Here is a 22844-nt window from a genome sequence, read left to right as displayed (position 1 = left end):
AACCGGTGTCCACTTCGCACGAAAACACTTTAGAACAACGACTTCGCCGCCGCCGTGGCCACGCTCACCAGCGGTCCCGGATAGGCGAAGAAGAAGATATTGAAGATGCCTGCGACCGCCAGCACGGTGCGCAGCTCGACGCGGACCGGGTCGAGCTTGCCGAGCGGCTGGTCGAAATACATCACCTTGACGATCGACAGATAATAGAACGCGCCCACCACGCTGGTCAGCACGCCGATCACCGCGAGCGTGAAAAGATTGGCCTTGATCGCGGCGACGAACACGTACCATTTGCCGAAGAAGCCGGCGAGCGGCGGCACGCCGGCGAGCGAGAACAGCAGCATCGCGAAAATGAAGGCGATCAGTGGGTTGGTGCGGGACAGGCCGGCGAAATCACTGATCTGCTCCAGCGCCTGGCCGTTCCGCTTCATGGCAAGGATGATTGAGAAGGTGCCGAGCGTCATCGCCACATAGATCGCGATGTAGATCAAGACGCCCTGCGCGCCCTCGACCGTGCCGGAGGCGAGGCCGACCAGCGCAAAGCCCATATGGCCGATCGACGAATAGGCCATCAGCCGCTTGATGTTGGACTGGCCGATCGCCGCGAACGAGCCCAGCGCCATCGAGGCGATCGCCACGAACACCAGGATCTGCTGCCACTGGGTGACGATGCCCGGGAACGCGGTCAGCGTCGCACGGGTGAACACGGCGAGCGCGGCGACCTTCGGCGCCGAGGCGAAGAACGCCGTCACCGGCGTCGGTGCGCCCTCATAGACGTCGGGCGTCCACATATGGAACGGCACCGCCGAGACCTTGAAGCAGAGGCCGGCGAGCAGGAACACCAGGCCGAACACGATGCCGATGCTGCCTGATGTCGCGGCCGCCGCGATGCCGGCGAAGCTGACGGTGCCGGTGAAGCCGTAGATCAGCGAGGCGCCGTAGAGCAGCATGCCCGAGGACAACGCACCGAGCACGAAATACTTCAGGCCGGCCTCGCTCGACTTGGCATTGTCGCGCTGGCTGGCGGCGACGACGTAGAGCGCAAGGCTCATCAGTTCGAGGCCGAGATAGAGCGAAATCAGGTCGCCGGCCGAGATCAGCACCATCATGCCGAGCGTCGACAGCAGCACCAGGATCGAAAACTCGAAATTGCGGGTCGACGGCTGGGACAGGTACTCGGTCGACAGGATCAGCGTTGCCGCCGAGGCGATCAAGGCGAGGGTCTTCAGGAAGCGGGCGAAATCGTCGACGATGAAGCTGCCGCCGAAGGTGACGAGCTTGCCGGCCGGCAGCCAGAGTTCCAGCACGCCGGTCAGGACCAGGAGACACACCGCGAGCGCGGTGATCAGCCGGGTCGTGCCCTGCCCGCGATAGGCTCCGATCATCAACAGCACCATGGCGCCGACCGCCAGCACCAGCTCCGGCAGTACCGGCTGCAACTGATAACCTGCACTGGAAAAGCTCATGGGCTAAGGCCTTACTGCGTAACCAGCGCGGCTGCCTTCACGGCAGTCACGGCGGTGTTGTAATTGTTGACGAGCTGCTGGACCGAGGCGGCCGACATGTCGAGCACCGGCTTCGGATAGACGCCGAACAGGATGGTCAGCGCGATCAGCGGGAACAGCGTCACGCATTCGCGGAAGGTCAGATCCTTGATCGACATCAGCGACGGCTTGACCAGCGCGCCGAACACCACCTTGCGGTAGAGCCAGAGCGCGTAGCAGGCCGACAGGATCACGCCCGTGGTGGCGAAGAACGCCGTCGGCAGCGAGATCTTGAAAGTGCCGAGCAAGGTCATGAACTCGCCGACGAATCCGCTCGTGCCGGGCAGACCGACATTGGCCATGGTGAAGACCATGAAGGTCATCGCATAGAGCGGCATCCGGTTGACGAGGCCGCCATAGGCCGCGATTTCGCGGGTGTGCATGCGGTCGTAGACAATGCCGACGCAGAGGAACAGCGCGCCGGAGACGATGCCGTGCGAGATCATCTGGAACATGCCGCCGGCGACGCCCTGCGTGGTCACCGCGAAGATGCCCATGGTGACGAAGCCCATATGCGCGACGGACGAGTACGCGATCAGCTTCTTCATGTCCTCCTGCATCATCGCCACCAGCGAGGTGTAGATGATGGCGATGACCGACAGCGTAAACACAAACGGCGCGAAGTCGTGCGAGGCCAGCGGGAACATCGGCAGCGAGAAGCGCAGGAAGCCGTAGCCGCCCATCTTCAGCAGGATCGCGGCCAGGATCACCGAGCCCGCCGTCGGCGCCTCGACATGCGCATCAGGCAGCCAGGTGTGCACCGGCCACATCGGCATCTTCACCGCGAACGAGGCGAAGAAGGCGAGCCACGCCCAGGTCTGCATCGAGCGCGGAACCGCGGTGTGCATCAGGGTCGGGATGTCCGTGGTGCCGGCGTTCCAGTACAGCGCCATGATGGCGAGCAGCATCAAGACCGAGCCGAGGAACGTGTAGAGGAAGAACTTGAACGAAGCGTAGACCCGGCGCGGGCCGCCCCAGACGCCGATGATCAGGAACATCGGGATCAGGCCGCCCTCGAAGAACAGATAGAACAGCACGAGGTCGAGCGCCGAGAAGGTGCCGACCATCAGCGTTTCCAGGATCAGGAACGCCATCATGTATTCGCCGACGCGCTGCGTCACCGACTTCCAGCTCGCGATGATGCAGAGCGGCATGATCGCGGTGGTCAGGATGATCAGCGGCAGCGAGATGCCGTCGATGCCCATGTGATAGGTGATGCCGGTGGCGAGCCAGGATGTCTTTTCGACGAACTGGAAGTCGGTCTGCGCGGGATCGAAACGCACGACCAGGATCAGCGACACCGCGAAGGTGATCAGCGTGGTCCACAGCGCGATCCAGCGCGCCGTGCGGCTCGCGGTCTCGTCGCCGCCCCGCGCCAAGAAGTAGACCAGGATCGCGCCGACCACCGGCAGGAAGGTCGTGACGGAAAGGATGGGCCAGGTTGTCATTTACTGGCCTCCCAAGCCGAACATGAACCAGGTGATCAATCCGGCGGCCCCGATCAGCATCGCGAACGCGTAGTGATAGAGGTAGCCGGTCTGCAATTTCACGACGTTGCGGGTAACGTCGAGTACGCGGGCCGAGACGCCGTCCGGACCGAAGCCGTCGATGACGAAGCCATCGCCCTTCTTCCACAGCGTATAGCCGAGCCACTTTGCCGGGCGCACGAACATCCAGTCGTACAGCTCGTCGAAGTACCATTTGTTGAGCAGGAACTGGTACAGCATCGGCTGCTGGTTCGCGAGCTCGACCGGCAGATACGGCCTGCGGACGTAGAACAGGTACGAGACGAACAGGCCGAGCGCCATCATCACGGTGGGCAGCGGCGCGAGCCAGCTCGGCATGTGCTCCATATCCTCGAGGATATGCGGGTTCATCTTGATGGACTCGCGGAAGAACTCCTCGACGCCGTGCGGGCTGGCGAACACTTCCTTGAACGGAAGGCCCGCGAGGATCGAGCCGGCGGCGAGCACGCCGATCGGCACCAGCATCCACACCGGGCTCTCATGCGCGGCCTCATAGTGCTTCTGGTCGTGCGGCTCGCCGAAGAACGTCTTGAAGATCAGACGCCAGGAGTAGAACGAGGTCAGGCCGGCAGCCACGATGGTCAAGAGATACGCGTAGGTCGCGAACGGATTATGCGCCGCGTAAGCCGCCTCGATGATCGCGTCCTTGGAGAAGTAGCCGGCGAACAGCGGAAAGCCGGTCAGCGCCAGCGTGCCGATGCACATCACCGCGAACGTGTACGGGATCTTGCGCCACAGGCCGCCCATGTTGCGGATGTCCTGCTCGTGGTGCATCGCGTAGATCACCGAGCCTGACCCTAAGAACAGCAGCGCCTTGAAGAAGGCGTGCGTGAACAGATGGAACATGCCGACCGAATAGGCCCCCGCTCCCATCGCCACGAACATGTAGCCGAGCTGCGAACAGGTCGAATAGGCGACGATGCGCTTGATGTCGTTCTGCACGAGGCCGATCGTCGCGGCGAAGAACGCCGTGGTCGCGCCGAAGAACATCACCACCGCCTGCGCGGTCGGCGACAGCTCGAACAGCGGCGACAGCCGCGCCACCATGAAGACGCCGGCGGTGACCATGGTCGCGGCATGGATCAGCGCCGACACCGGGGTCGGGCCTTCCATCGCGTCCGGCAACCAGGTGTGCAGCAGGAACTGGGCCGACTTGCCCATCGCGCCCATGAACAGGAACAGACAGGTCAGCGTCAGCGCGTCAGGGTGCCAGCCGAAGAAGTCGATGGTCTTGCCGGTCAGCCCAGGCGCGGCATGGAAGATGGTCTCGAAGTCGGTCGAGCCGACCAGCGCGAAGATCGCGAAGATGCCGAGCGCGAAGCCGAAGTCGCCGACGCGGTTGACCACGAACGCCTTGATCGCCGCCGCATTGGCCGACGGCTTCTGGTACCAGAACCCGATCAGCAGATAGCTCGCCAGACCAACGCCCTCCCAGCCGAAGAACAGCTGCACCAGGTTGTCCGACGTCACCAGCATCAGCATCGCGAAGGTGAACAGTGAGAGATAACCGAAGAAGCGCGGCCGGTTCGGGTCCTCGTCCATGTAGCCGATGGAATAGAGGTGGACCAGCGCGGACACGGTGTTGACCACGACCAGCATCACCGCCGTCAGGGTATCGACGCGCAGAGTCCAGGCCACCTGCAGGTCGCCCGAGGTGATCCAGGGCAGCAGCACGACGCGCGCGTCATGATGCATGAAGCCGACATCGACCAGCGTGAACCAGGACAGCGCTGCCGAGACGAACAGCAAGCCCGTGGTGATCAGCTCGGCCAGCCGGGAGCCCGCCGCCGCCGGCTCGGCGACATGGTGGTCGTCATGGCCATGGTCGTCATGGCCGTGATCGTCACCACCTTGATCATTATGGGCCGCCGACGCATGGGCGTCGCCATGCGCGTCGTCGTGATGGTCGACGGTGTCGCCGCTCGGGCAGCGCGCATGCGCGCCGACCAGCGAGATGATCCCCGCGAGAATGGCTCCCAGCAGAGGCAGAAATACGATTGCCTGTATCATCGCCGGATTAGCCCTTCATCAGATTGACGTCTTCAACCGCGATCGAACCGCGGTTGCGGAAATACACCACCAGCACGGCGAGGCCGATCGCGGCCTCGGCGGCGGCCACCGTCAGCACCAGCAGCGCGAACACCTGGCCGACGATGTCGCCGAGGAAGGTCGAGAACGCCACCAGGTTGATGTTGACCGAGAGCAGGATCAGCTCGATCGACATCAGGATGACGATGATGTTCTTGCGGTTCAGGAAGATGCCGAGGATCCCGAGCGTGAACAGGATCGCGCCGACCGCCAGATAGTGCCCCAGCCCGATCGTCATTTCACCCACTCCGCCGCGTCCGCATCTTGCAGGCCCTGCCCCGACGCCACCTTGCGCATCGCCATCGCCATGTCGGGCGTGCGTGCATTCTGCACGTTGATGTTCTGCCGTTTGACGTTCGCCTTGTGGCGCAGCGTCAGCACGATGGCGCCGATCATCGCGACCAAGAGCACCATGCCGGCGAGCTGGAAGTAATGGATGTACTTGGTGTAGAGCACGAGGCCGAGCGCCTCGGTGTTGCTGACATTGGTCGGGATCGCTGCCGTGATCGTCTTGGTCACGGAGGGGTTGATCACCCAGGCGCCGACCACCAGCAGCAGCTCGAACAGGAAGATGCCGCCGATCACTATGCCGACCGGCAGGTACTGCATGAAGCCCTCGCGCAGCTCGACGAAGTCGACGTCGAGCATCATGATCACGAACAGGAACAGCACCGCGACCGCGCCGACATAGACGACGATCAGCATCATCCCGAGGAACTCGGCGCCCATCAGGATGAACAGGCCCGAGGCGTTGACGAACGCCAGGATCAGGAACAGCACGGAGTGCACAGGATTGCGCGAGACAATCACCATGACCGCCGAGGCCACGCAGGCCGCGGCAAACAGATAGAAGAACAGCGCCGGAAGGATCATGCCCTCACCTCACCGGTACGGCGCGTCGAGCGCGATCGACTTCGCAATCTCGCGCTCCCAGCGGTCGCCATTGGCGAGCAGCTTCGCCTTGTCATAGTAGAGTTCCTCGCGGGTCTCGGTCGCGAACTCGAAGTTCGGCCCCTCGACGATGGCATCGACCGGGCATGCCTCCTGGCAGAGGCCGCAATAGATGCACTTCACCATGTCGATGTCGTAACGCACCGTGCGGCGGGTGCCGTCGTTGCGGCGCGGGCCGGCCTCGATCGTGATCGCCTGCGCCGGGCAGATCGCCTCGCACAGCTTGCAGGCGATGCAGCGTTCTTCGCCGTTCGGATAGCGGCGCAGTGCGTGCTCGCCGCGGAAGCGGGGCGAGATCGGCCCCTTCTCGAAGGGATAATTCAGCGTCGGCTTCGGCTTGAAGAAATAGCGCATGGCGAGAACAAACGCCGAGACGAATTCCGAGAGCAGAAGCGAGCGGGCTGTTGCGTTGACGTTGACACTCATGACGGCCTCACTTCGGCGCGATGCCGGCGAATTGCAGCACACCGGCCACGATCACCACCATCGCCAGCGACAGCGGCAGGAACACCTTCCAGCCGAGCCGCATCAGTTGATCGTAGCGGTAGCGCGGCACGATCGCCTTCGCCATCGCGAACATGAAGAACATGAAGAACACTTTGAGGGCGAACCAGACGATGCCCGGAATCCAGGTGAACGGCGGCAGGTCGACCGGCGGCAGCCAGCCGCCCAGGAACAGGATCGACGCCAGCGCGCACATCGTGGTGATCGCGACATACTCGCCGAGCATGAACAGGAGATACGGGGTCGAGCCGTATTCGGTCATGAAGCCGGCGACCAGTTCGGACTCCGCTTCGACCAGGTCGAACGGTGGACGGTTGGTCTCCGCAAGCGCCGAGACGTAGAACACCACGAACATCGGGAACAGCGGCCACACATACCAGTTCAGGATGGTGAGTTGCGGCAGGCCGATCAGGTGCGCGAGTCCGCGGCTGTTCTGAGCCTCGACCACGGCCGACAGATTCAGCGAGCCGACGCAGAGCAACACGGTGATGATGACGAAGCCGATCGAGACTTCATAGGAAACCATCTGCGCCGCCGAGCGCAGCGCGGCCAGGAACGGGTACTTCGAGTTCGACGACCAGCCGGCCATGATGATGCCGTAGATCGACAGCGACGAGATCGCGAAGATGTAGAGAATGCCGACATTGATGTCGGAGATCACCCAGCCGAGATTGAACGGGATCACGGCCCAGGCGGCCAGCGCCAGGATGCACGAGACCAGCGGCGCCAGCAGGAACACGCCCTTGTTGGAGCCGGACGGAATCACCGGCTCCTTCAGCACGAACTTCAAGAGGTCGGCGAAGGATTGCAGCAATCCGAACGGGCCGACCACGTTGGGGCCGCGGCGGATCTGCACCGCCGCCCATATCTTGCGGTCGGCGAGCAGGATGTAGGCGATCGCGATCAGCAGCACGACGAGCAGCAACAGGCTTTCCGCGACCATGATGATCAGCGGCCAGAGGAAGCCGGTCCAGAACGCGCTTGCGAAGAATTCAGCCATCAGGTCACGCTCACTCCGCTGCCGTCAGCATTCGGCCCGACGCCAGCCGCGAGCATTCCGCCATCACGGCAGAGGCCCGCGCGATCGGGTTGGTCAGATAGAAATCCTCGACGGTCGGCTTGAATGTCGCCTTGTCGACGCTGCCGCCCTTGCCGACCAGCGCCTTGACGTCGTCGGCCTTGCCGGCCTCGATCTGGTCGAGCCGCATCAGATGCGGGTAGGTCTTGAACATCGCCTGGCGCAGCGCCTGCAGCGAGTCGAACGGCAGCTTCTTGCCGAGCACATCGGACAGCGCGCGGATGATCGCCCAGTCCTCGCGGGCTTCACCCGGCGGGAACGCGGCGCGGTTGGCGATCTGCGCCCGGCCCTCGGTGTTGACGTAAATGCCCGACTTCTCGGTATAGGCGGCGCCCGGCAGGATGACGTCGGCGCGGTGCGCGCCCTGGTCGCCATGGGTGCCGAGATAGACGACGAAGGTGCCATCCGGGACCTTGATCTCGTCGGCGCCGAGCAGGAACAGCACGTCGAGGGTCCCGAAGGTCGTCATCTGCGCAGTGGTCAAGCCACCGGCCGAAGGCGAGAAGCCGATATCGAGCGCCCCGGCGCGCGAGGCGGTGTCCTGCAGCACGGCAAAGCCGTTCCAGCCGTCCTTCAGCGCGCCGACATCGGCGGCGAGCTTGGCGGCCAGGGCCAGCACCGCGGCGCCGTCATGCCTTGTGTAGGCACCGGGGCCGACCAGGATGATCGGGTTCTTGGCGTTCTTCAGCACGTCGGCAAAGGAGTGCTTGCCGGCCACGAGGTCCGCGAGCGTGTCGGTGCCCGCACCGAGATAGTCGTGCTCATAGGTGAAATCGGCCTTGGCGCCGATCATGCCGACCTTGAGCCCGCCGGTGCGCCAGCGCTTGCGGATCCGCGCGTTCAGCACGGCAGCTTCCTTGCGCGGATGCGAGCCGATGATCAGGATTGCGTCGGCCTGGTCGATGCCGGCAATCGTCGGGTTGAAGATATAGGAGCCGCGGCCGGCCTTGGCGTCGAACGCGTCGCCGCCCTGCACTGCCAGGTTGACCGAGCCGAACTTCGCGAGCAGCTCCTTGAGCGCATACATCTCATCGACCGCGGCGAGATCGCCCGCGATCGCGCCGATCCGCTTGCCGTCGGTCCGGCCGGCCTTGGCGGCGATCGCGGCAAAGGCTTCCTGCCAGGTCGCCGGCTTGAGCTGGCCGTTCTCGCGCACATACGGACGGTCGAGGCGCTGCGTGCGCAGGCCATCGACGACGTGGCGGGTCTTGTCGGAGATCCACTCCTCGTTCACCGACTCGTTGATGCGCGGCAGGATGCGCATCACCTCGCGGCCGCGGGTGTCGACGCGGATCGCCGAGCCGACGCCGTCCATGACGTCGACCGACTGCGTCTTGCCGAGCTCCCAAGGGCGCGCCGCGAAGGCATAGGGCTTCGAGGTCAGCGCACCGACCGGGCAGATATCGACGAGATTGCCCTGTAGCTCCGAGCTCAGCGCCTGCTCGAGATAGGTGGTGATCTCCATGTCCTCGCCGCGCCCGGTCGCGCCCATTTCCGGCGCGCCGCAGACTTCGGCGGAAAAGCGGACGCAGCGCGTGCACTGGATGCAGCGGTTCATCGAGGTCTTGACCAGCGCGCCGAGATACTTGTCCTCGACCGCGCGCTTGTTCTCGGCGAAACGGCTGGTGTCGACGCCGTAGCCCATCGCCTGGTCCTGCAGATCGCACTCGCCGCCCTGGTCGCAGATCGGGCAGTCCAGCGGATGGTTGATCAGCAGGAATTCCATCACGCCTTCGCGCGCCTTCTTGACCATCGGCGAACGGGTCGAAATCTCCGGCGGCTCACCCTTCGGTCCCGGACGGCAGTCGCGCACGGCCCAGGCGCAGCTCGCGACCGGCTTCGGGCCGCCCTTCACCTCGACCAGGCACATCCGGCAATTGCCGGCGATCGACAACCGCTCGTGATAGCAGAAGCGCGGAATCTCGGCGCCCGCCGCCTCGCACGCCTGCAACAGCGTGTACTCCGGCGGCACATCGATCTCTTTGCCATCGACGATGATCTTGCTCATGTCTCTTCTCTACTCCGCCGCGACCATGTGGACGGGATCACGAACGCCCTGATCGTCGAGATCGGCCTTGTGCGAATACTGATCGATGCGCTCTTCGATCTCGTGACGGAAATGCGCGATCAGACCCTGGATCGGCCAGGCTGCTGCGTCGCCGAGCGCGCAGATGGTGTGGCCCTCGACCTGCTTGGTGACTTCGAGCAGCATGTCGATCTCGCGCTTGTGGGCGCGGCCGTCCGCCATGCGGGTCAAGACGCGCCACATCCAGCCGGTGCCCTCGCGGCACGGCGTGCACTGGCCGCAGCTCTCGTGCTTGTAGAAATAGGAGATGCGCGCGATCGCCCGGATCAGGTCGGTCGACTTGTCCATCACGATCACGGCCGCGGTGCCGAGGCCCGAGCGCAGCTTGCTCAAGCTGTCGAAATCCATCGGCGTGTCGATGATCTGCTCGGCCGGCACCATGCGCACCGACGAGCCGCCCGGGATGACGGCCTTCAGATTGTCCCAGCCGCCGCGAATGCCGCCGCAATGCTTCTCGATCAGCTCGCGGAACGGAATCCCCATCGCCTCTTCGACGTTGCAGGGGCGCTCGACATGGCCGGAGATGCAGAACAGCTTGGTGCCGACATTGTTCGGCCGGCCGATGGCGGCGAACCAGGCCGCGCCGCGGCGCAGGATGTCGGGCGCGACCGCAATCGACTCGACGTTGTTGACGGTGGTCGGGCAGCCATAGAGGCCGACATTGGCCGGGAACGGCGGCTTCAGCCGCGGCTGGCCCTTCTTGCCCTCGAGGCTCTCGAGCAGCGCGGTCTCCTCGCCGCAGATATAGGCGCCGGCGCCGTGCGCGACGTAGATGTCGAACGGCCAGCCGTTGATGTTGTCCTTGCCGACCAGCTTGGCCTCATAGGCCTGGTCGATCGCCGCCTGCAGCCGCTCGCGCTCGCGGATGAACTCGCCGCGGATGTAGATGTAGCAGGCATGCGCGCCCATCGCGAAGCTCGCGAGCAGGCAGCCTTCGACCAGCAGATGCGGATCGTGCCGCATGATCTCGCGGTCCTTGCAGGTGCCGGGCTCCGACTCGTCCGCATTGACGACGAGATAGCTCGGACGGCCGTCCTTGGACTCCTTCGGCATGAAGGACCACTTCATGCCGGTCGGGAAGCCCGCACCGCCGCGGCCGCGCAGGCCCGAGGCCTTCATCTCGTTGATGATCCAGTCGCGGCCCTTGTCGATGATCCCCTTGGTGCCATCCCAGGCGCCTCTGCGGCGCGCGCCCTCGAGGCCCCAATCATGGAGGCCGTAGAGGTTCTTGAAGATGCGGTCCTTGTCGTCGAGCATGCTCAAAACTTTCCGAACATCACCGATTAGCTTGCGAATAAGCGAGCCCGGCAGCGCAGCCACCGAACACGATGGCCCACAACAGGCTGGATTCCAGCGTTGCGCTCAGCCCGTAGCGTTGCAGCAGGAACATGAAGCCGGCCGCGACGGCGGCATGCAGGGCGATCGTGCGCCAGGCCTTCATCGCAGCGCCCCTTCCCGTCTCGTTTGCCTGCACCTGAAACCCCTGCATCAGGTGGTTTCCTTCAGCGTCGTCGGCCCGCCTGCGGGCGCCGAGAACTGACGGTCGACCTGCGGGCCCGGCTTCGGCGGATTGCCGGCGGCAAAGCCGTCGAGCACCTTGCCGAAGCTTTCCTTGGTCAGGTCCTCATAGGTGTCCTTCCAAATCAGCACCATCGGCGCGTTCACGCAGGCGCCTAGGCACTCGACCTCTTCCCACGAGAAGTTGCCGTCCTTCGACAGCTGGAACGGATCGTGATGGATGCGATGCTGGCACACCTCGATCAGGTCGGCGGCGCCGCGCAGCCGGCACGGCGTGGTGCCGCAGACCTGGACATGCGCCTTTTTGCCGACCGGCGAGAGCTGGAACATGGTGTAGAAGGTCGCGATCTCCAGCATGCGGATATGCGGCATCTCGAGCAGGTCGGCGACGGCGCGGATCGCGGCTTCCGAGACCCAGCCGTCATGCTGCTCCTGCACGCGCCACAGAATCGCGATCGCAGCTGAAGCCTGACGGCCCGGCGGATATTTCTCGATCTGCTTCTTGGCCCAGGCGAGATTCTCGTCCGTGAACGTGAAGCTCGCGGGCTGCAATTCCTTCGGGGCAAGGCGGCGGACGGACATCGATCAAACTCTCGTTGCGGGCGGTGCGGATGCGGACATCATCACCGGTCGACCTCGCCGAACACGATGTCCAGCGAGCCAAGGATGGCGGAAACGTCGGCCAGCAGATGGCCCTTGCAGATGTGATCCATCGCCTGCAGATGGGCGAAGCCCGGCGCGCGGATCTTGCACTTGTAGGGCTTGTTGGTGCCGTCGGCGACGAGATAGACGCCGAACTCGCCCTTCGGTGCCTCGACCGCGGCGTAGACCTCGCCGGCCGGCACGTGCACGCCCTCGGTGTAGAGCTTGAAGTGATGGATCAGCGCTTCCATCGAGCGCTTCATCTCGCCCCGGCGGGGCGGCGCGATCTTGTTGTCCTCGACCACGACCGGGCCCTGCCCGTCCGCAGCCTTCAACTTCTGGATGCACTGCTTCATGATGCGCACCGACTGGCGCATCTCTTCCATGCGGATCAGGTAGCGGTCGTAGCAGTCGCCGTTCTTGCCGATCGGAATGTCGAAATCCATCTCGGCGTAGCACTCGTAGGGCTGCGACTTGCGCAGGTCCCAGGCCGCGCCCGAGCCGCGCACCATCACGCCGGAGAATCCCCACTCCCAGGCCTCCTTCAGCGACACCACGCCGATATCGACGTTGCGCTGCTTGAAGATGCGGTTGCCGGTCAACAGCGTGTCGAGGTCGTCGACGACCTTGAGGAATGGATCGCACCACGCCTCGATATCGTCGATCAGCTTCGGTGGCAGGTCCTGGTGCACGCCGCCGACGCGGAAGAACGCCGCGTGCATGCGCGAGCCCGAGGCACGCTCGTAGAACACCATCAGCTTTTCGCGCTCTTCGAAGCCCCACAGCGGCGGGGTCAGCGCGCCGACGTCCATCGCCTGCGTGGTGACGTTGAGCAGATGCGAGAGGATGCGGCCGATCTCGCAATACAGCACGCGGATCAGCTGGCCGCGGCGCGGCACCGTGATGCCGAGCAGCTTTTCGGCCGCGAGGCAGAACGCATGCTCCTGATTCATCGGGGCGACATAGTCGAGCCGGTCGAAATACGGAATCGCCTGCAGATAGGTCTTGTGCTCGATCAGCTTCTCGGTGCCGCGGTGAAGCAGGCCGATATGCGGATCGACACGTTCAACGACCTCGCCGTCGAGCTCCAGCACGAGACGCAAAACGCCGTGAGCGGCCGGGTGCTGCGGTCCAAAGTTGATGGTGAAATTACGAAGATTCTGTTCGTTCATGATCAGGCCTTCGGTTCCGCCTTCGCCTTTTCGTCACCCGGCAAGGGGTAATCGGCCCCCTCCCACGGCGACAGAAAATCGAACTTGCGGAATTCCTGGTTGAGCCGGACCGGCTCGTACAGCACCCGCTTCTCCTGGTCGTCGTAGCGCACCTCGACGAAGCCGGTGAGCGGAAAGTCCTTGCGCAGCGGATGGCCGTCGAAGCCGTAATCCGTCAGCAGGCGGCGCATGTCCGGATGCCCGATGAAGATCACGCCGTAGAGATCGTAGGTCTCGCGCTCGAACCAGTCGGCGCCGGGGAAGACGCCGATGATCGACGGCACCTGCGTGGTCTCGTCGGCCTGCCCGCGTACTCGGATGCGCGTGTTCAGCGTCGGCGACAGCAGATGATAGACGATATCGAAGCGCTTTTCGCGGCTCGGATAGTCGACCGCGGTCGCGTCGGTGAAGTTGACGAAGCGGCAGTTCGGATCGTCACGCAGAAAAGTGACGACGTTCACGATTCTGCCAATCTCGACGTCGATAGTGAGTTGATTGAACGCGACCGAGTGCGCCGTGGCGGCGCCCGGAAGCGCGCTCACGATCGTCTGCCCAAGGGCGTCGAGCTTGCCGTCGTCCATGCCTGAAACCTTAGCGTTCGATAGTGCCGATACGGCGGATCTTCTTCTGCAGCAGCAGCACGCCGTAGAGCAGCGCTTCCGCCGTGGGCGGACAGCCCGGCACATAGATGTCGATCGGCACGATGCGGTCGCAACCACGCACCACCGAGTACGAATAGTGGTAGTAGCCGCCGCCGTTGGCGCAGGAGCCCATCGAGATGACGTAGCGCGGCTCCGGCATCTGGTCGTAGACCTTGCGCAGCGCGGGCGCCATCTTGTTGGTCAGCGTGCCCGCAACGATCATCACGTCGGACTGCCGCGGCGAGGCGCGCGGCGCAAAGCCGAAGCGCTCGACGTCGTAACGCGGCATCGAGACCTGCATCATCTCGACCGCACAGCAGGCGAGACCGAAGGTCATCCACATCAGCGAGCCGGTGCGCGCCCAGGTGATGAGATCGTCGGCCGCCGCGACGAAGAAGCCCTTGTCGGACAGTTCGTGATTGACCTCGAGGAAAAACGGATCATTGGCGCCGACCGGCTTACCGGTCGACGGATCGAGAATGCCTCTCGGAGCTTGCGCAATCGCCGGCTGCGAGGATGCGGCGGTGGGGCTCAATCCCATTCGAGCGCGCCTTTCTTCCATTCATACGCGAACCCGACCGTCAGTACGGCCAGGAACACCATCATCGACCAGAAGCCGGTCGCGCCCAGTTTTCCGAACGCCACTGCCCACGGGAACAGGAACGCCACTTCGAGATCGAAGATGATGAAGAGGATCGCCACCAGATAGAAGCGGACGTCGAACTTCATGCGGGCGTCGTCAAAAGCGTTGAATCCGCATTCATAGGCTGACAGCTTTTCCGGATCCGGCGACTGGAACGCGACCAGGAACGGCGCGATCAGGAGCGCCAGCCCGATCAGGCTCGCGACCCCGATAAAGACCACAAGTGGGAGATAATTCTGCAGGATGCCGGTCATCGGCGAGGCCTTCTTGCTGCGGTTTCGGACGTGCCGCAGATTCGTTGATTGGAATTGTTCTTGAGGCTTTAGCGCAGCGCAACAGGGGGCGCAAGACAAGCTATTTTGACGCTTTTACCGCCCCTTCCCGCGGGCTGATGGCCTCATCGGGCGGATGCGCTGCCTCACGGGTAACGCTGCGCCGGCCACCCGGTGCCCTGCGCTCTCGCCATATCAGCCCAGCTCCCTTTCGGCAGCGAGCATCTCGGCCGCGGCCAGCGTCAGGCGGTCGAGATGTCCGAGCAGCAGCTCAAGATCCTGTGGACCAAGCTGTTCCAGCAGGCGCCGGTTTCGCTCCTGCGCCCCGGCCACGATGGCGTCATGGGCGGCGAGCCCGGCCTTGGTGAGGGAGACAAGTGTTTCTCGATTGTCACGCGGGTTGGCGGCCTTGGCGACCAGCTTGCGCGCGACGAGCTCGGCAAGCGCCCGGCTGATCTGGCCCTTGTCCATGCCGACGGCTTCGGCAAGCCGCACCACGCTCATCGGCGGCCGCCGACCGAGCGAGGCGACCAGGCCGAACTCGACCGAGGACAGGCCGGTCAGCCGCTTGTAGCGCAGCAGCGCACCGCGCCTGAGCAGATTCGCCAGCACCATCAGCCGCGACGACATCATCGCGGTGATCGGCGCCAGCTCGGCATCAACCACCGCCTCCGGCGGCAAGGCCCTCGCAGTCCTGAGCTTCTCGGTCATCGCCAACCTCTGCCAACAAAGCCTGTCGCTGCCAAGTTAATCGAGATCGTTGACATTGTCATCGATCTATCATTGACTTCGTCAACGACACAGCGACCGTCGGCAAGAATCCGGCGGCGGGAGGAAACCAGTATGACCATCACCCAGCGGGACCGCGATCTCGGCACTGCCTATGCGATGAAGCCGTCCACCACCCGGACCGAGTTCACCTCGGTCGTCCGCGGCACATCGATGGGCGAGCTGCTGCGCCGCTACTGGCACCCGATCGGCCTCGGCGGCGACGCCACCGATATCCCCAGAAAAGTCCGCGCGCTCGGCGAAGACCTGATCCTGTTCCGCGACCGGCACGGCCGACCCGGCCTGCTGCATGCGCGCTGCTGCCATCGCGGCACCACACTCTATTACGGCAAGGTCGAGGAAGACGGCATCCGCTGCTGCTATCACGGCTGGAAGTTCGACACCGAGGGCCGCTGCCTTGAACAGCCCTGCGAGCTCGAAGGCGGCCTGTTCAAGGACAAGGTGCGCCAGCCCTGGTATCCGGTGCAGGAACGCTACGGCCTGATCTTCGCCTATATGGGCCCAGCGGATAAGAAGCCGGTGCTGCCGCGCTACGAGTGCCTGGAGAATATGGACGACGGCGAATTCGTCGAGGCCGACGATTCCTCGATCGGCGGCGGCGGGCCCGCCGTGATCCCGTGCAACTGGCTGCAGCATTTCGAGAACGTCGCCGACCCCTATCATGTGCCGGTGCTGCACGGCTCGTTCTCGGGGCCGCAATTCACCACCATGATGGCCTCGATGCCCGAGGTGAAGTTCGAGATGTCGCCGCGCGGCGTCGCGGTGCGCTCGATCCGCAAGCAGGACGACGGCAAGGTGTTCTATCGCGTCACCGAGGCCGCCCTCCCCACGCTCCGCGTCGTGCCCAATCCGCGGGTCGCGCAATTCGCCCGCGTCGAATCGATCGGCTGGACCTTGCCGATCGACGACACCTCGTTCCGCATCTATGTCGCCGGCCGCGTCAAGCAGTCAGGCGATATCGGCCGCATGCGCTCGAAGTTCAACGGCAAGTTCTGGTGGGACATGACGGAGCAGGAGCACCAGCAATTCCCCGGCGACTACGAGGCCCAGGTCGGCCAGGGGCCGGTGACGGTTCATTCGGAAGAGCATTTCGGCCAGAGCGACCGCGGCGTCCTGATGATCCGCCGGATGCTCTCTGACCAGATCGAGGCCATGGCCGCTGGCCGCGACCCGATCGGCGTGTCGTTCGATGCCAGTGCCGGGCCGGTTGAATTCGAGGCGGGGAATTACATCCGCGAGGCATAAGGCCCGCGCGCAAGCAAACAAGAAGAACAAAAAGATCATCGGGGGAGGAAGTCATGGTCGATGTCGCACCGCAAGCGGCTGCAGCCACACGGGCCGCTGCCACGCCCTCCGCGCGCCGCTATTACGTTCTCGGTCTGCTCACCATCATCTACGCCCTCAACTTTCTCGACCGTACGATCTTCAACGTCCTGATCGAGCCCATCAAGAAGGAGTTCGCGCTCAGCGACACCACGATGGGCCTGCTCGCCGGGTTCGGCTTCGTGCTGTTCTACTCGCTGCTCGGCATTCCCATTGCGCGGATGGCCGATCGCCTCAACCGCCGCAACATCGTAGCATTGGCCTTCGCGTTCTGGAGCGCGATGACCTATCTCTGCGGCATGGCCTCCAGCGTCGCGACGCTGGCACTGGCGCGGGTCGGCGTCGGCATCGGGGAATCCGCAGGCACGCCAGCCTCGCAATCGATGATCGCCGATCTCTTCGACAAGAACGAACGTCCGCGCGCGCTCGGCATCTACGCGATCGGCACCTATCTCGGTGTCTTCCTCGGCTATTTCATCGGCGGCTATGTCAACCAGCACTATGGCTGGCGGATGGCCTTTTTCACCGCCGGCCTGCCCGGCATCGCGCTCGCCGCGGTGCTGTGGCTGACGATCTCCGAGCCGACGCGAGGTGCGATGGCAGAGACCTTCAAGGCCGAGCCGATCGGGCCGACGCTGGGCTTCCTGATCTCGCAGCCGAGCTTCGTCATCGTGCTGGCGGGCTTCTGTCTCACGACCTACACCAACTACGCCACCGCGGTGTGGATCCCGCCGTTCCTGGCGCGCATCCATCATCTGACCAGCGCCGAGATCGGCACCTATGCCGGCACCTTCAAGGGTCTCGCCGGCATGGCGGGCACGCTGATCGGCGGCCTCGTGGTGGCGCAGATCGGCCGCCGCGACCACCGCTGGAAGCTGTGGGCACCCGCGATCATGTCCGGCCTCGCCGGTCCCGTCTTTGCGCTGTGCATGCTGACGGAAAGCTTCACGCTGATGGTTGCGACGCTGGCGCTGACCTCGTTCATGGTCGGCTTCCATCTCGGCCCGATCTTTGCGATCGCGCAGACGGTCGCAAGGCCCAGCATGCGGGCGCTGGCCTCGGCCATCGTGCTGCTCACCGCGACCTGCTTCGGCCAGGGCGTCGGCCCCCTCGCCGTCGGCATGATCAATGACGCCCTGAAGGGCGCGTACGGCACGGATGCGGTTCGCTACTCGCTGCTGTCGGCCGCGGTGACGACGACGCTGGGCGCGCTGCTGTTCGCCTGGGCGGCGCGCTGGATCCGTGCCGATATCGCGCGCACCAGCTAAGCGTCCATGAAGGCTAGCAGGTCGGCCATCAGGCGCGCACTGTGCGTCAGCGGCAAAGCGTGCGGCGCGCCTTCATAGACGGCGAGCTTGCTGCCTTTGATCAGCGCCGCCGTCTTCGCGCCGGTCAGCTCGAGCGGCGCGCTGGCATCCTTGTCGCCGTGCACAATCAGCATCGGGCGATCGATGCTTTGGGCCGCGGCGCGCAGGTCGGCAAAGGAGATCGTCTTGCGGCAGGCCAGCGCCACCGGCAGCGGCACGCTCAGCATCATCTCCCTGATCCAGGCCCGCGTGGCCTCGGGCGTGTCGGGCATGAAGAACGGCGCCTCGTTCTCGCCCATCCATTTTGGGAAGTCCTGCGCGATCGCGGCATTCTGCGCCTCGACCATCGCCCTCGGCACCGCGATCGGATTGTCCTCGGTCTGGACGATGAACGGCGTGGTCGGCGCCACCAGCACCAGCCGCGCGATACGGTCCGCGCTGTGACGAGCCAAATAGTTCACCGCCTCGATCGATCCCATCGAATGCGCGACGATCGTGACGTCGTGCAGATCGTGTTGCTCGATCACGGCAGCGACGTCATCGGTCAGCGTATCGAGATCGTACCCTGTCATCGGCATGTCGGAACGGCCGTGGCCGCGCCGGTCTGGCGCGACGCAACGAAAACCCTTGGCGTTCAGCGCCACGATCTGGCTGCCCCAGACGCTGGAATTGAACGTCCAGGCGGCAAGCAGCAGCACCGGCTTACCCGCGCCCCAATCCTGCACGAACAGTTTTGTGCCGTCGCTCGCGGTCGCATAAAGCGGTTGGCTGGCCATGATATGTTTCCCTTTGCGGATCGATCGGCAACATCGCCGCCGATGCACCGACCATCGCAAAGGGAGATCGCGCGCGCGATTACGCCTCAGGTAATCACGCGCGTGATACCAAGTTTACGGAAGCGAAAACGCTTCCGTCTCACCGCTGATAGCGCACAACGCCCTTGCCGGCGTAGCTCGAGGTGACGTTGGAGAACTCGCCTTCGAAGGTCGCGGCGGCCGACCAGCCGTTTCGCCAGTTCATCTCGACCGATGCCGTGGTCAGCGCGGAGTCGCTTGCCTGCGCCGCGCCGTTGACGACGAAGCTGGTGCCCGGCAGCGCCTGGAAGGTCGCGGCAGCCGAGCGGTTGGGGTCGTAGTCATGGGCCCAGGCGAAGCGCGTGCGCAGCGTCAGGATGCCGTCCTGCACCGGGAAGGACTTGTCGGCGCGGAGGCCGAGCTCGCTGCGCGTATCGGTCAGGCTCTTGCCGCCATAGGTCAGCGCAAACGTCGACAGGCCCGAGATCACCCGCTCGGCGTAACCAGGCAGTTCGAAAGTCGTGAACTGGCTGGCGGCGTAAGGCGTGATGCCGACACCGCCGATCCACGGCGCGACGAAACGATAGCCGCCCTCGAGCCGCCCCGAATAAGGCGTTGGCGTTGAACTCGGCGCGAAGCTTGTCGACGCCAGCGGCCGTTACGGTGCGATTGGTGGTGATGTCCTGCCAGCCATAGGCGAGCGCGGCGGAGATATAGGCCGGACCTTCGCTGTGGCGGACATAGGCGCCGGCCTGGAACAGATCGGACCGCCCGCTGCCGCTGCCCGCGACCGAGAAGCTGGTGCCGCCGCCGGCGATCGCAAAGCCCGCAATGGTGTTCGGCGAGAACAGATAATCGGCCCCGACCGCCGTGCCATAGACGCTGCTGGTGGTGTCGTTCGATCCGACAACGGCGTTGCCGCTGGTCGATTGCGAACCGCCGAAGCCGGCGGCCCAGACGTTCCAGCGCGGCACGAACGGCACCGGCGGCGCCTTGGTGAACATCGCGAACGCATCGGTCTTCCGGGTCGCGACATAGGCGCTCGCTTCGGCCTCTTCCGCATAGCCCGTTGCGGCCGGAATCGCCCCCGCTCCGCCCGTGCGGTTCATGAAGGGATCGGTGAGCAGCCCCATGAACAGATTCATGGCATCGAACGTCGTCTGCTGCGAGCCGCTCGCCAATTCGCCGGACGCCTGGGACGCTGACCCTGACGGCGGCGGAAAGCTATTCCGGCGCGACGACCATCAATTCCGGCGCAACGCTGGCGCTGTCGATCGGCGGCAGCATCTCGAATTCGACCGTCGTGACCGTGAATCCCACATTTGATATTTCGGCAACATCGTTCTTCCTCAACAGGATCACAACGCTCGCGGGCGATGGATCGGTTGCAGCGAGACTGGAGCGACGACGGATTTCCGCGGCTGGCGACGCACCCGTGAGGTCCCGAAATGACCCGTCGGCGATTTGCAGGTCGACCGGAAGCCTTGCTCCGGTTCATTTGAACGTCGCGAAGCGAGTTCGCGCGCGAGAGGGATAAGTGGAGCGCGACGCCAGAGATCGCCGCGCTCACACCGTCAGGTTAGCTTGCCGGTGTATTTCTCCAGCGCCGCCCAGGCGTCCGCGCCATAGGTCTTCTGCCATTGCGTGTAGAAGCCGGCCTTCACCAGCGCGGCTCTGAACTGCACGGGATCGGGCTTGTTGAAGGTCATGCCCTTCCCGGTCAGCTCGGCCTGCAACGAGCGGTCCATCTCGACCAGATCGGCGCGCTCCTTCACCGCCGCCGCGTCGAATGCCGCATTGATGAGCTCGAGCAGATCGGGCGGCAGAGCCGCCATCGCGCGGCGGTTGCCGAGGATCCAGTAGCCGCTCCAGCAATGGTTCGACAGCGCGCAGTATTTCTGCACCTCGTACAGCTTTCCGGTCGAGACCTGCGCCAGCGGATTCTCCTGCCCTTCGACGATGTGGGTCTGCAGCGCCGAATAGAGTTCACTGTAGGAGATGCTCGACGGCAGCGCGCCAAGTCCTGAGAACAGCGACGTCAGCAATGCCGTCACCGGCACGCGAATTTTGAAACCCTTGAGATCGTCGACGCTGTTGAGCTGCCGGCTCGACGACGAGGTGATCTGGCGGAAGCCGTTGTCCCAGACCTTCTTCAGCGGCACGACGCCGGTCCTGGCGATCGCATCGCGGACGATATCGCCGACGCCGCCGTCCATCGCCGGCCAGACCTGGTCGTAGGACTGGAACGCAAAACCGATGCTGGGCAGGCCCGACAACGGCACCAGCGTCGACAAGGTCATGCTCGGTGCCGCCAATAGCTCGATACCGCCGGCGCGGACCTGCGACAGCATCTCCGGATCGCCGCCGAGCTGGCTGTTGGCGAACACCGTGATGTTGACCCGGCCGGACGATTGCGTGCCGACCAGCCTCGCCGCCTCGGCCAGACGGATTGTTAGCGGATGGGTTTCCGGAGTGTTTACGCCGAGCTTGAAGTCGAACTCGGCCGCGGCAAGAGACGGCTTACCAAACATCGCGGCGGCGAGTGCCACGGAGCCGGTTCCCAGCATCCGCCGACGCGTCATATTCCTTGTTTTCATTATTGTTTTTCTCCCAAGCGCAGTCCGCGCCCATGGCCAGTTTCAGCCCTCTCCCTCTGTGATGCAAGGCACGGTGAAACCAATCCGCCCGTGGCACGAAACCATTTCCGGGAACTCACGAAACGATCCGGAAACAGATGGCGCTTACCACTACCTGCCATAGACGGCGCAGAGACGCCCGGAGGCGACCATGAACCACTCGATCCATTCAGCCGATCGCGCGACCCACCTCAAAATTGTGGTTGTTGCCCTCGTTGCGGCCATCGGGATTGCGGCTTTCGGTATTTCGGCCCGGAACAACGCGGAGTTCACCCAGACCGCCCAGACCAACCAGGTCATCAAGGCCGGGAAGCCCGTCGCTATCACCTCCTCGGGCACCTCGACAGTCCGCTAAGACGTATTCAGGCTACGGCAGACAAAGCGGCCGCCTTCGGGCGGCTTTTTTGTTGGGCCTGATCGTCTCACGCTCCGATCAAGGCGGTGCGGGCGTTCGCCAGGTTGGGCTACGGCGATTGCAGGATCACCGAGATCGGGGCGCGCGAGATCGCTGCCGCTGGTGCTCAACCTCGACGGCACCCTGAACAAGGACGACCTGCTCTATCTGAACCTGCACTCGATCCTGCGTCGCAATCCGCTGCTCGTTGTTGCATGTGCGGTCTGGCTGACGCGCGATCGCGCAGCCGTGGCGAAATCTTAACCGCCTCCTAACGCGGTTGTTCGATTGCAATCCGCTCCGCGACCCCAGTTTTAAAGATCGTTCGGTTAAGGTCGGCGTCAGCGGAGGCGCAGGCCCACAATGAATTTGCAGCAGCAAGTAATTTCGACCGGCTTCAAGATCATCTGCACGGATTGCGGCAGCCTGGCGATCAAGGTCGCCGATCCCGCGCACGCGTCCGGCGACACCATCATCGAATGCCGCCGCTGCAACGCCGTTCGCGGCACGGTGGCGGACCTGCACACCCTGGCGCGGCGCGGCCGCGACCTGTTCGAATTCTAGCCCCGGCGCCGCCGATGCTGTCAGAACCGAACGCGACCATGCAGAGCGACATTCCCCTGGATACGGTCTGGTCGATCCTCGAGGCCGCCAACGAACTGGGCGATACCCACACGGTTGACGCTTGCCGCCGTATCATCGACGCGAATCTGCGCGGCGACACCCCGGGACAATCCGACCTCAACGCGGTCGCCGCATTCTTTGCCTGATCAAGGCGGCGGGTTGCGGTTTGTGAATTCAATGCGGCGCGGCGGTGACAGATCGCCCGGCGGAAACACAACAATACAGACCGAGACGTCATTTAACCTTGCTTGACTTGATCAGCCCGAGGTCGAT

General features: G+C 64.2%; 25 protein-coding genes and 1 pseudogene. 7 read left to right on the top strand and 19 right to left on the bottom strand.

Translation table 11 applies throughout. The features are described 5' to 3' along the window. Positions 1-29: 29 nt before the first annotated feature. From nuoN to ACVW1C_RS39105, 16 genes are all read right to left on the bottom strand, one after another. Positions 30-1466, bottom strand: coding sequence for an NADH-quinone oxidoreductase subunit NuoN (gene nuoN / locus ACVW1C_RS39180; protein WP_456762781.1), 1437 nt, complete (start codon positions 1464-1466; stop codon positions 30-32). Between the two features lie 11 nt (positions 1467-1477). Then, positions 1478-2992 (bottom strand): NADH-quinone oxidoreductase subunit M, encoded by a 1515-nt coding sequence (locus ACVW1C_RS39175; protein WP_456762780.1) that lies wholly within the window; start codon positions 2990-2992, stop codon positions 1478-1480. Beyond that, entirely contained in the window at positions 2993-5080 is a 2088-nt protein-coding gene (nuoL, locus tag ACVW1C_RS39170) for an NADH-quinone oxidoreductase subunit L (RefSeq protein WP_456762779.1), read from the bottom strand. A 7-nt stretch (positions 5081-5087) separates the two neighbouring features. After that, positions 5088-5396 carry an NADH-quinone oxidoreductase subunit NuoK gene (gene nuoK / locus ACVW1C_RS39165; protein ID WP_027537255.1) on the bottom strand — a complete coding sequence of 103 codons (309 nt, stop codon included), beginning with the start codon at positions 5394-5396 and terminating at the stop codon, positions 5088-5090. After that, the gene (locus ACVW1C_RS39160; protein ID WP_456762778.1) at positions 5393-6031 is read right to left on the bottom strand and encodes an NADH-quinone oxidoreductase subunit J; all 639 of its coding nucleotides are present in this window, start codon (positions 6029-6031) and stop codon (positions 5393-5395) included. Before ACVW1C_RS39160 ends, nuoK begins: the two co-directional genes overlap by 4 nt. 9 nt (positions 6032-6040) lie before the next feature. Beyond that, complete coding sequence (nuoI, locus tag ACVW1C_RS39155) at positions 6041-6535, bottom strand: NADH-quinone oxidoreductase subunit NuoI (protein WP_097673576.1); 495 nt, start codon at positions 6533-6535, stop codon at positions 6041-6043. 7 nt (positions 6536-6542) lie between these two features. Continuing rightward, on the bottom strand, positions 6543-7613 hold the full coding sequence (nuoH, locus tag ACVW1C_RS39150; protein WP_456762777.1) for an NADH-quinone oxidoreductase subunit NuoH: 1071 nt from the start codon (positions 7611-7613) through the stop codon (positions 6543-6545). 10 nt (positions 7614-7623) lie between these two features. Then, complete coding sequence (gene nuoG, locus ACVW1C_RS39145) at positions 7624-9699, bottom strand: NADH-quinone oxidoreductase subunit NuoG (RefSeq protein ID WP_456762776.1); 2076 nt, start codon at positions 9697-9699, stop codon at positions 7624-7626. Positions 9700-9708: 9 nt separating this feature from the next. Continuing rightward, positions 9709-11034, bottom strand: a complete 1326-nt coding sequence (gene nuoF / locus ACVW1C_RS39140) for an NADH-quinone oxidoreductase subunit NuoF (RefSeq protein ID WP_456762775.1) — start codon at positions 11032-11034, stop codon at positions 9709-9711. A gap of 19 nt (positions 11035-11053) precedes the next feature. Next, positions 11054-11266 (bottom strand): hypothetical protein, encoded by a 213-nt coding sequence (locus ACVW1C_RS39135; RefSeq protein ID WP_456762774.1) that lies wholly within the window; start codon positions 11264-11266, stop codon positions 11054-11056. Continuing rightward, a complete protein-coding gene (gene nuoE / locus ACVW1C_RS39130; RefSeq protein ID WP_029080758.1) occupies positions 11266-11877 on the bottom strand; it encodes an NADH-quinone oxidoreductase subunit NuoE in 612 nt (203 codons plus the stop codon). Before nuoE ends, ACVW1C_RS39135 begins: the two co-directional genes overlap by 1 nt. Positions 11878-11918: 41 nt before the next feature. Next, complete coding sequence (locus ACVW1C_RS39125) at positions 11919-13109, bottom strand: NADH-quinone oxidoreductase subunit D (protein ID WP_456762773.1); 1191 nt, start codon at positions 13107-13109, stop codon at positions 11919-11921. 2 nt (positions 13110-13111) lie between these two features. Then, a complete protein-coding gene (locus ACVW1C_RS39120) occupies positions 13112-13729 on the bottom strand; it encodes an NADH-quinone oxidoreductase subunit C (protein ID WP_456762772.1) in 618 nt (205 codons plus the stop codon). A 10-nt stretch (positions 13730-13739) separates the two neighbouring features. Beyond that, positions 13740-14330 carry a NuoB/complex I 20 kDa subunit family protein gene (locus ACVW1C_RS39115; protein WP_050402390.1) on the bottom strand — a complete coding sequence of 197 codons (591 nt, stop codon included), beginning with the start codon at positions 14328-14330 and terminating at the stop codon, positions 13740-13742. Next, on the bottom strand, positions 14321-14686 hold the full coding sequence (locus tag ACVW1C_RS39110) for an NADH-quinone oxidoreductase subunit A (RefSeq protein ID WP_018271860.1): 366 nt from the start codon (positions 14684-14686) through the stop codon (positions 14321-14323). The genes ACVW1C_RS39115 and ACVW1C_RS39110 overlap by 10 nt, the downstream gene beginning before the upstream one ends. Before the next feature lie 213 nt (positions 14687-14899). Beyond that, a complete protein-coding gene (locus ACVW1C_RS39105; RefSeq protein ID WP_456762771.1) occupies positions 14900-15415 on the bottom strand; it encodes a MarR family winged helix-turn-helix transcriptional regulator in 516 nt (171 codons plus the stop codon). 132 nt (positions 15416-15547) lie between these two features. Between ACVW1C_RS39105 and ACVW1C_RS39100 the strand changes: the two genes are divergently transcribed. Further along, a complete protein-coding gene (locus ACVW1C_RS39100; RefSeq protein WP_456762770.1) occupies positions 15548-16738 on the top strand; it encodes a Rieske 2Fe-2S domain-containing protein in 1191 nt (396 codons plus the stop codon). A 53-nt stretch (positions 16739-16791) separates the two neighbouring features. Next, a complete protein-coding gene (locus ACVW1C_RS39095) occupies positions 16792-18084 on the top strand; it encodes a spinster family MFS transporter (protein WP_456762769.1) in 1293 nt (430 codons plus the stop codon). Here ACVW1C_RS39095 and ACVW1C_RS39090 read toward each other — a convergent pair. Both ACVW1C_RS39090 and ACVW1C_RS39085 read right to left on the bottom strand, forming a co-directional pair. Beyond that, positions 18081-18899 (bottom strand): alpha/beta fold hydrolase, encoded by an 819-nt coding sequence (locus tag ACVW1C_RS39090; protein WP_456762768.1) that lies wholly within the window; start codon positions 18897-18899, stop codon positions 18081-18083. The genes ACVW1C_RS39095 and ACVW1C_RS39090 overlap by 4 nt on opposite strands. A gap of 139 nt (positions 18900-19038) precedes the next feature. Beyond that, positions 19039-20131 (bottom strand): annotated as a pseudogene (locus ACVW1C_RS39085) (autotransporter outer membrane beta-barrel domain-containing protein); the annotation flags it as partial. Here ACVW1C_RS39085 and ACVW1C_RS39080 point away from each other — a divergent pair. Further along, positions 20098-20454, top strand: coding sequence for an autotransporter-associated beta strand repeat-containing protein (locus tag ACVW1C_RS39080; RefSeq protein ID WP_456763285.1), 357 nt, complete (start codon positions 20098-20100; stop codon positions 20452-20454). The pseudogene ACVW1C_RS39085 and the gene ACVW1C_RS39080 sit on opposite strands and share 34 nt — an antisense overlap. Before the next feature lie 37 nt (positions 20455-20491). On the opposite strand, the gene ACVW1C_RS39075 is transcribed toward ACVW1C_RS39080, so the two are convergent. After that, on the bottom strand, positions 20492-21448 hold the full coding sequence (locus ACVW1C_RS39075; protein ID WP_456763284.1) for a TRAP transporter substrate-binding protein: 957 nt from the start codon (positions 21446-21448) through the stop codon (positions 20492-20494). A gap of 256 nt (positions 21449-21704) precedes the next feature. Between ACVW1C_RS39075 and ACVW1C_RS39070 the strand changes: the two genes are divergently transcribed. The 4 genes from ACVW1C_RS39070 (at position 21705) to ACVW1C_RS39055 (ending at position 22717) form a co-directional block, all read left to right on the top strand. Then, positions 21705-21908, top strand: a complete 204-nt coding sequence (locus ACVW1C_RS39070; protein WP_173642773.1) for a hypothetical protein — start codon at positions 21705-21707, stop codon at positions 21906-21908. Positions 21909-22070: 162 nt separating this feature from the next. Beyond that, the gene (locus ACVW1C_RS39065; RefSeq protein ID WP_456762767.1) at positions 22071-22211 is read left to right on the top strand and encodes a hypothetical protein; all 141 of its coding nucleotides are present in this window, start codon (positions 22071-22073) and stop codon (positions 22209-22211) included. Between the two features lie 99 nt (positions 22212-22310). Beyond that, positions 22311-22511, top strand: a complete 201-nt coding sequence (locus tag ACVW1C_RS39060; RefSeq protein WP_050405629.1) for a hypothetical protein — start codon at positions 22311-22313, stop codon at positions 22509-22511. A gap of 38 nt (positions 22512-22549) precedes the next feature. Then, positions 22550-22717, top strand: a complete 168-nt coding sequence (locus ACVW1C_RS39055; RefSeq protein WP_456762766.1) for a hypothetical protein — start codon at positions 22550-22552, stop codon at positions 22715-22717. The last annotated feature ends 127 nt before the right edge of the window (positions 22718-22844 follow it).

The sequence above is a fragment of the Bradyrhizobium sp. USDA 4011 genome (assembly GCF_054063415.1).
Note: the sequence above shows the minus strand (reverse complement) of the source record. Positions and strands in the feature narration are given on the sequence as shown.

Excerpts from the sequence above, each read along its gene's own strand:
- nuoN (WP_456762781.1), bottom strand. The coding sequence starts at position 1,466 with ATGAGCTTTTCCAGTGCAGGTTATCAGTTGCAGCCGGTACTGCCGGAG.
- ACVW1C_RS39175 (WP_456762780.1), bottom strand. The coding sequence starts at position 2,992 with ATGACAACCTGGCCCATCCTTTCCGTCACGACCTTCCTGCCGGTGGTC.
- nuoL (WP_456762779.1), bottom strand. The coding sequence starts at position 5,080 with ATGATACAGGCAATCGTATTTCTGCCTCTGCTGGGAGCCATTCTCGCG.
- nuoK (WP_027537255.1), bottom strand. The coding sequence starts at position 5,396 with ATGACGATCGGGCTGGGGCACTATCTGGCGGTCGGCGCGATCCTGTTC.
- ACVW1C_RS39160 (WP_456762778.1), bottom strand. The coding sequence starts at position 6,031 with ATGATCCTTCCGGCGCTGTTCTTCTATCTGTTTGCCGCGGCCTGCGTG.
- nuoI (WP_097673576.1), bottom strand. The coding sequence starts at position 6,535 with ATGAGTGTCAACGTCAACGCAACAGCCCGCTCGCTTCTGCTCTCGGAA.
- nuoH (WP_456762777.1), bottom strand. The coding sequence starts at position 7,613 with ATGGCTGAATTCTTCGCAAGCGCGTTCTGGACCGGCTTCCTCTGGCCG.
- nuoG (WP_456762776.1), bottom strand. The coding sequence starts at position 9,699 with ATGAGCAAGATCATCGTCGATGGCAAAGAGATCGATGTGCCGCCGGAG.
- nuoF (WP_456762775.1), bottom strand. The coding sequence starts at position 11,034 with ATGCTCGACGACAAGGACCGCATCTTCAAGAACCTCTACGGCCTCCAT.
- ACVW1C_RS39135 (WP_456762774.1), bottom strand. The coding sequence starts at position 11,266 with ATGCAGGGGTTTCAGGTGCAGGCAAACGAGACGGGAAGGGGCGCTGCG.
- nuoE (WP_029080758.1), bottom strand. The coding sequence starts at position 11,877 with ATGTCCGTCCGCCGCCTTGCCCCGAAGGAATTGCAGCCCGCGAGCTTC.
- ACVW1C_RS39125 (WP_456762773.1), bottom strand. The coding sequence starts at position 13,109 with ATGAACGAACAGAATCTTCGTAATTTCACCATCAACTTTGGACCGCAG.
- ACVW1C_RS39120 (WP_456762772.1), bottom strand. The coding sequence starts at position 13,729 with ATGGACGACGGCAAGCTCGACGCCCTTGGGCAGACGATCGTGAGCGCG.
- ACVW1C_RS39115 (WP_050402390.1), bottom strand. The coding sequence starts at position 14,330 with ATGGGATTGAGCCCCACCGCCGCATCCTCGCAGCCGGCGATTGCGCAA.
- ACVW1C_RS39110 (WP_018271860.1), bottom strand. The coding sequence starts at position 14,686 with ATGACCGGCATCCTGCAGAATTATCTCCCACTTGTGGTCTTTATCGGG.
- ACVW1C_RS39105 (WP_456762771.1), bottom strand. The coding sequence starts at position 15,415 with ATGACCGAGAAGCTCAGGACTGCGAGGGCCTTGCCGCCGGAGGCGGTG.
- ACVW1C_RS39100 (WP_456762770.1), top strand. The coding sequence starts at position 15,548 with ATGACCATCACCCAGCGGGACCGCGATCTCGGCACTGCCTATGCGATG.
- ACVW1C_RS39095 (WP_456762769.1), top strand. The coding sequence starts at position 16,792 with ATGGTCGATGTCGCACCGCAAGCGGCTGCAGCCACACGGGCCGCTGCC.
- ACVW1C_RS39090 (WP_456762768.1), bottom strand. The coding sequence starts at position 18,899 with ATGGCCAGCCAACCGCTTTATGCGACCGCGAGCGACGGCACAAAACTG.
- ACVW1C_RS39075 (WP_456763284.1), bottom strand. The coding sequence starts at position 21,448 with ATGTTTGGTAAGCCGTCTCTTGCCGCGGCCGAGTTCGACTTCAAGCTC.
- ACVW1C_RS39070 (WP_173642773.1), top strand. The coding sequence starts at position 21,705 with ATGAACCACTCGATCCATTCAGCCGATCGCGCGACCCACCTCAAAATT.
- ACVW1C_RS39060 (WP_050405629.1), top strand. The coding sequence starts at position 22,311 with ATGAATTTGCAGCAGCAAGTAATTTCGACCGGCTTCAAGATCATCTGC.
- ACVW1C_RS39055 (WP_456762766.1), top strand. The coding sequence starts at position 22,550 with ATGCAGAGCGACATTCCCCTGGATACGGTCTGGTCGATCCTCGAGGCC.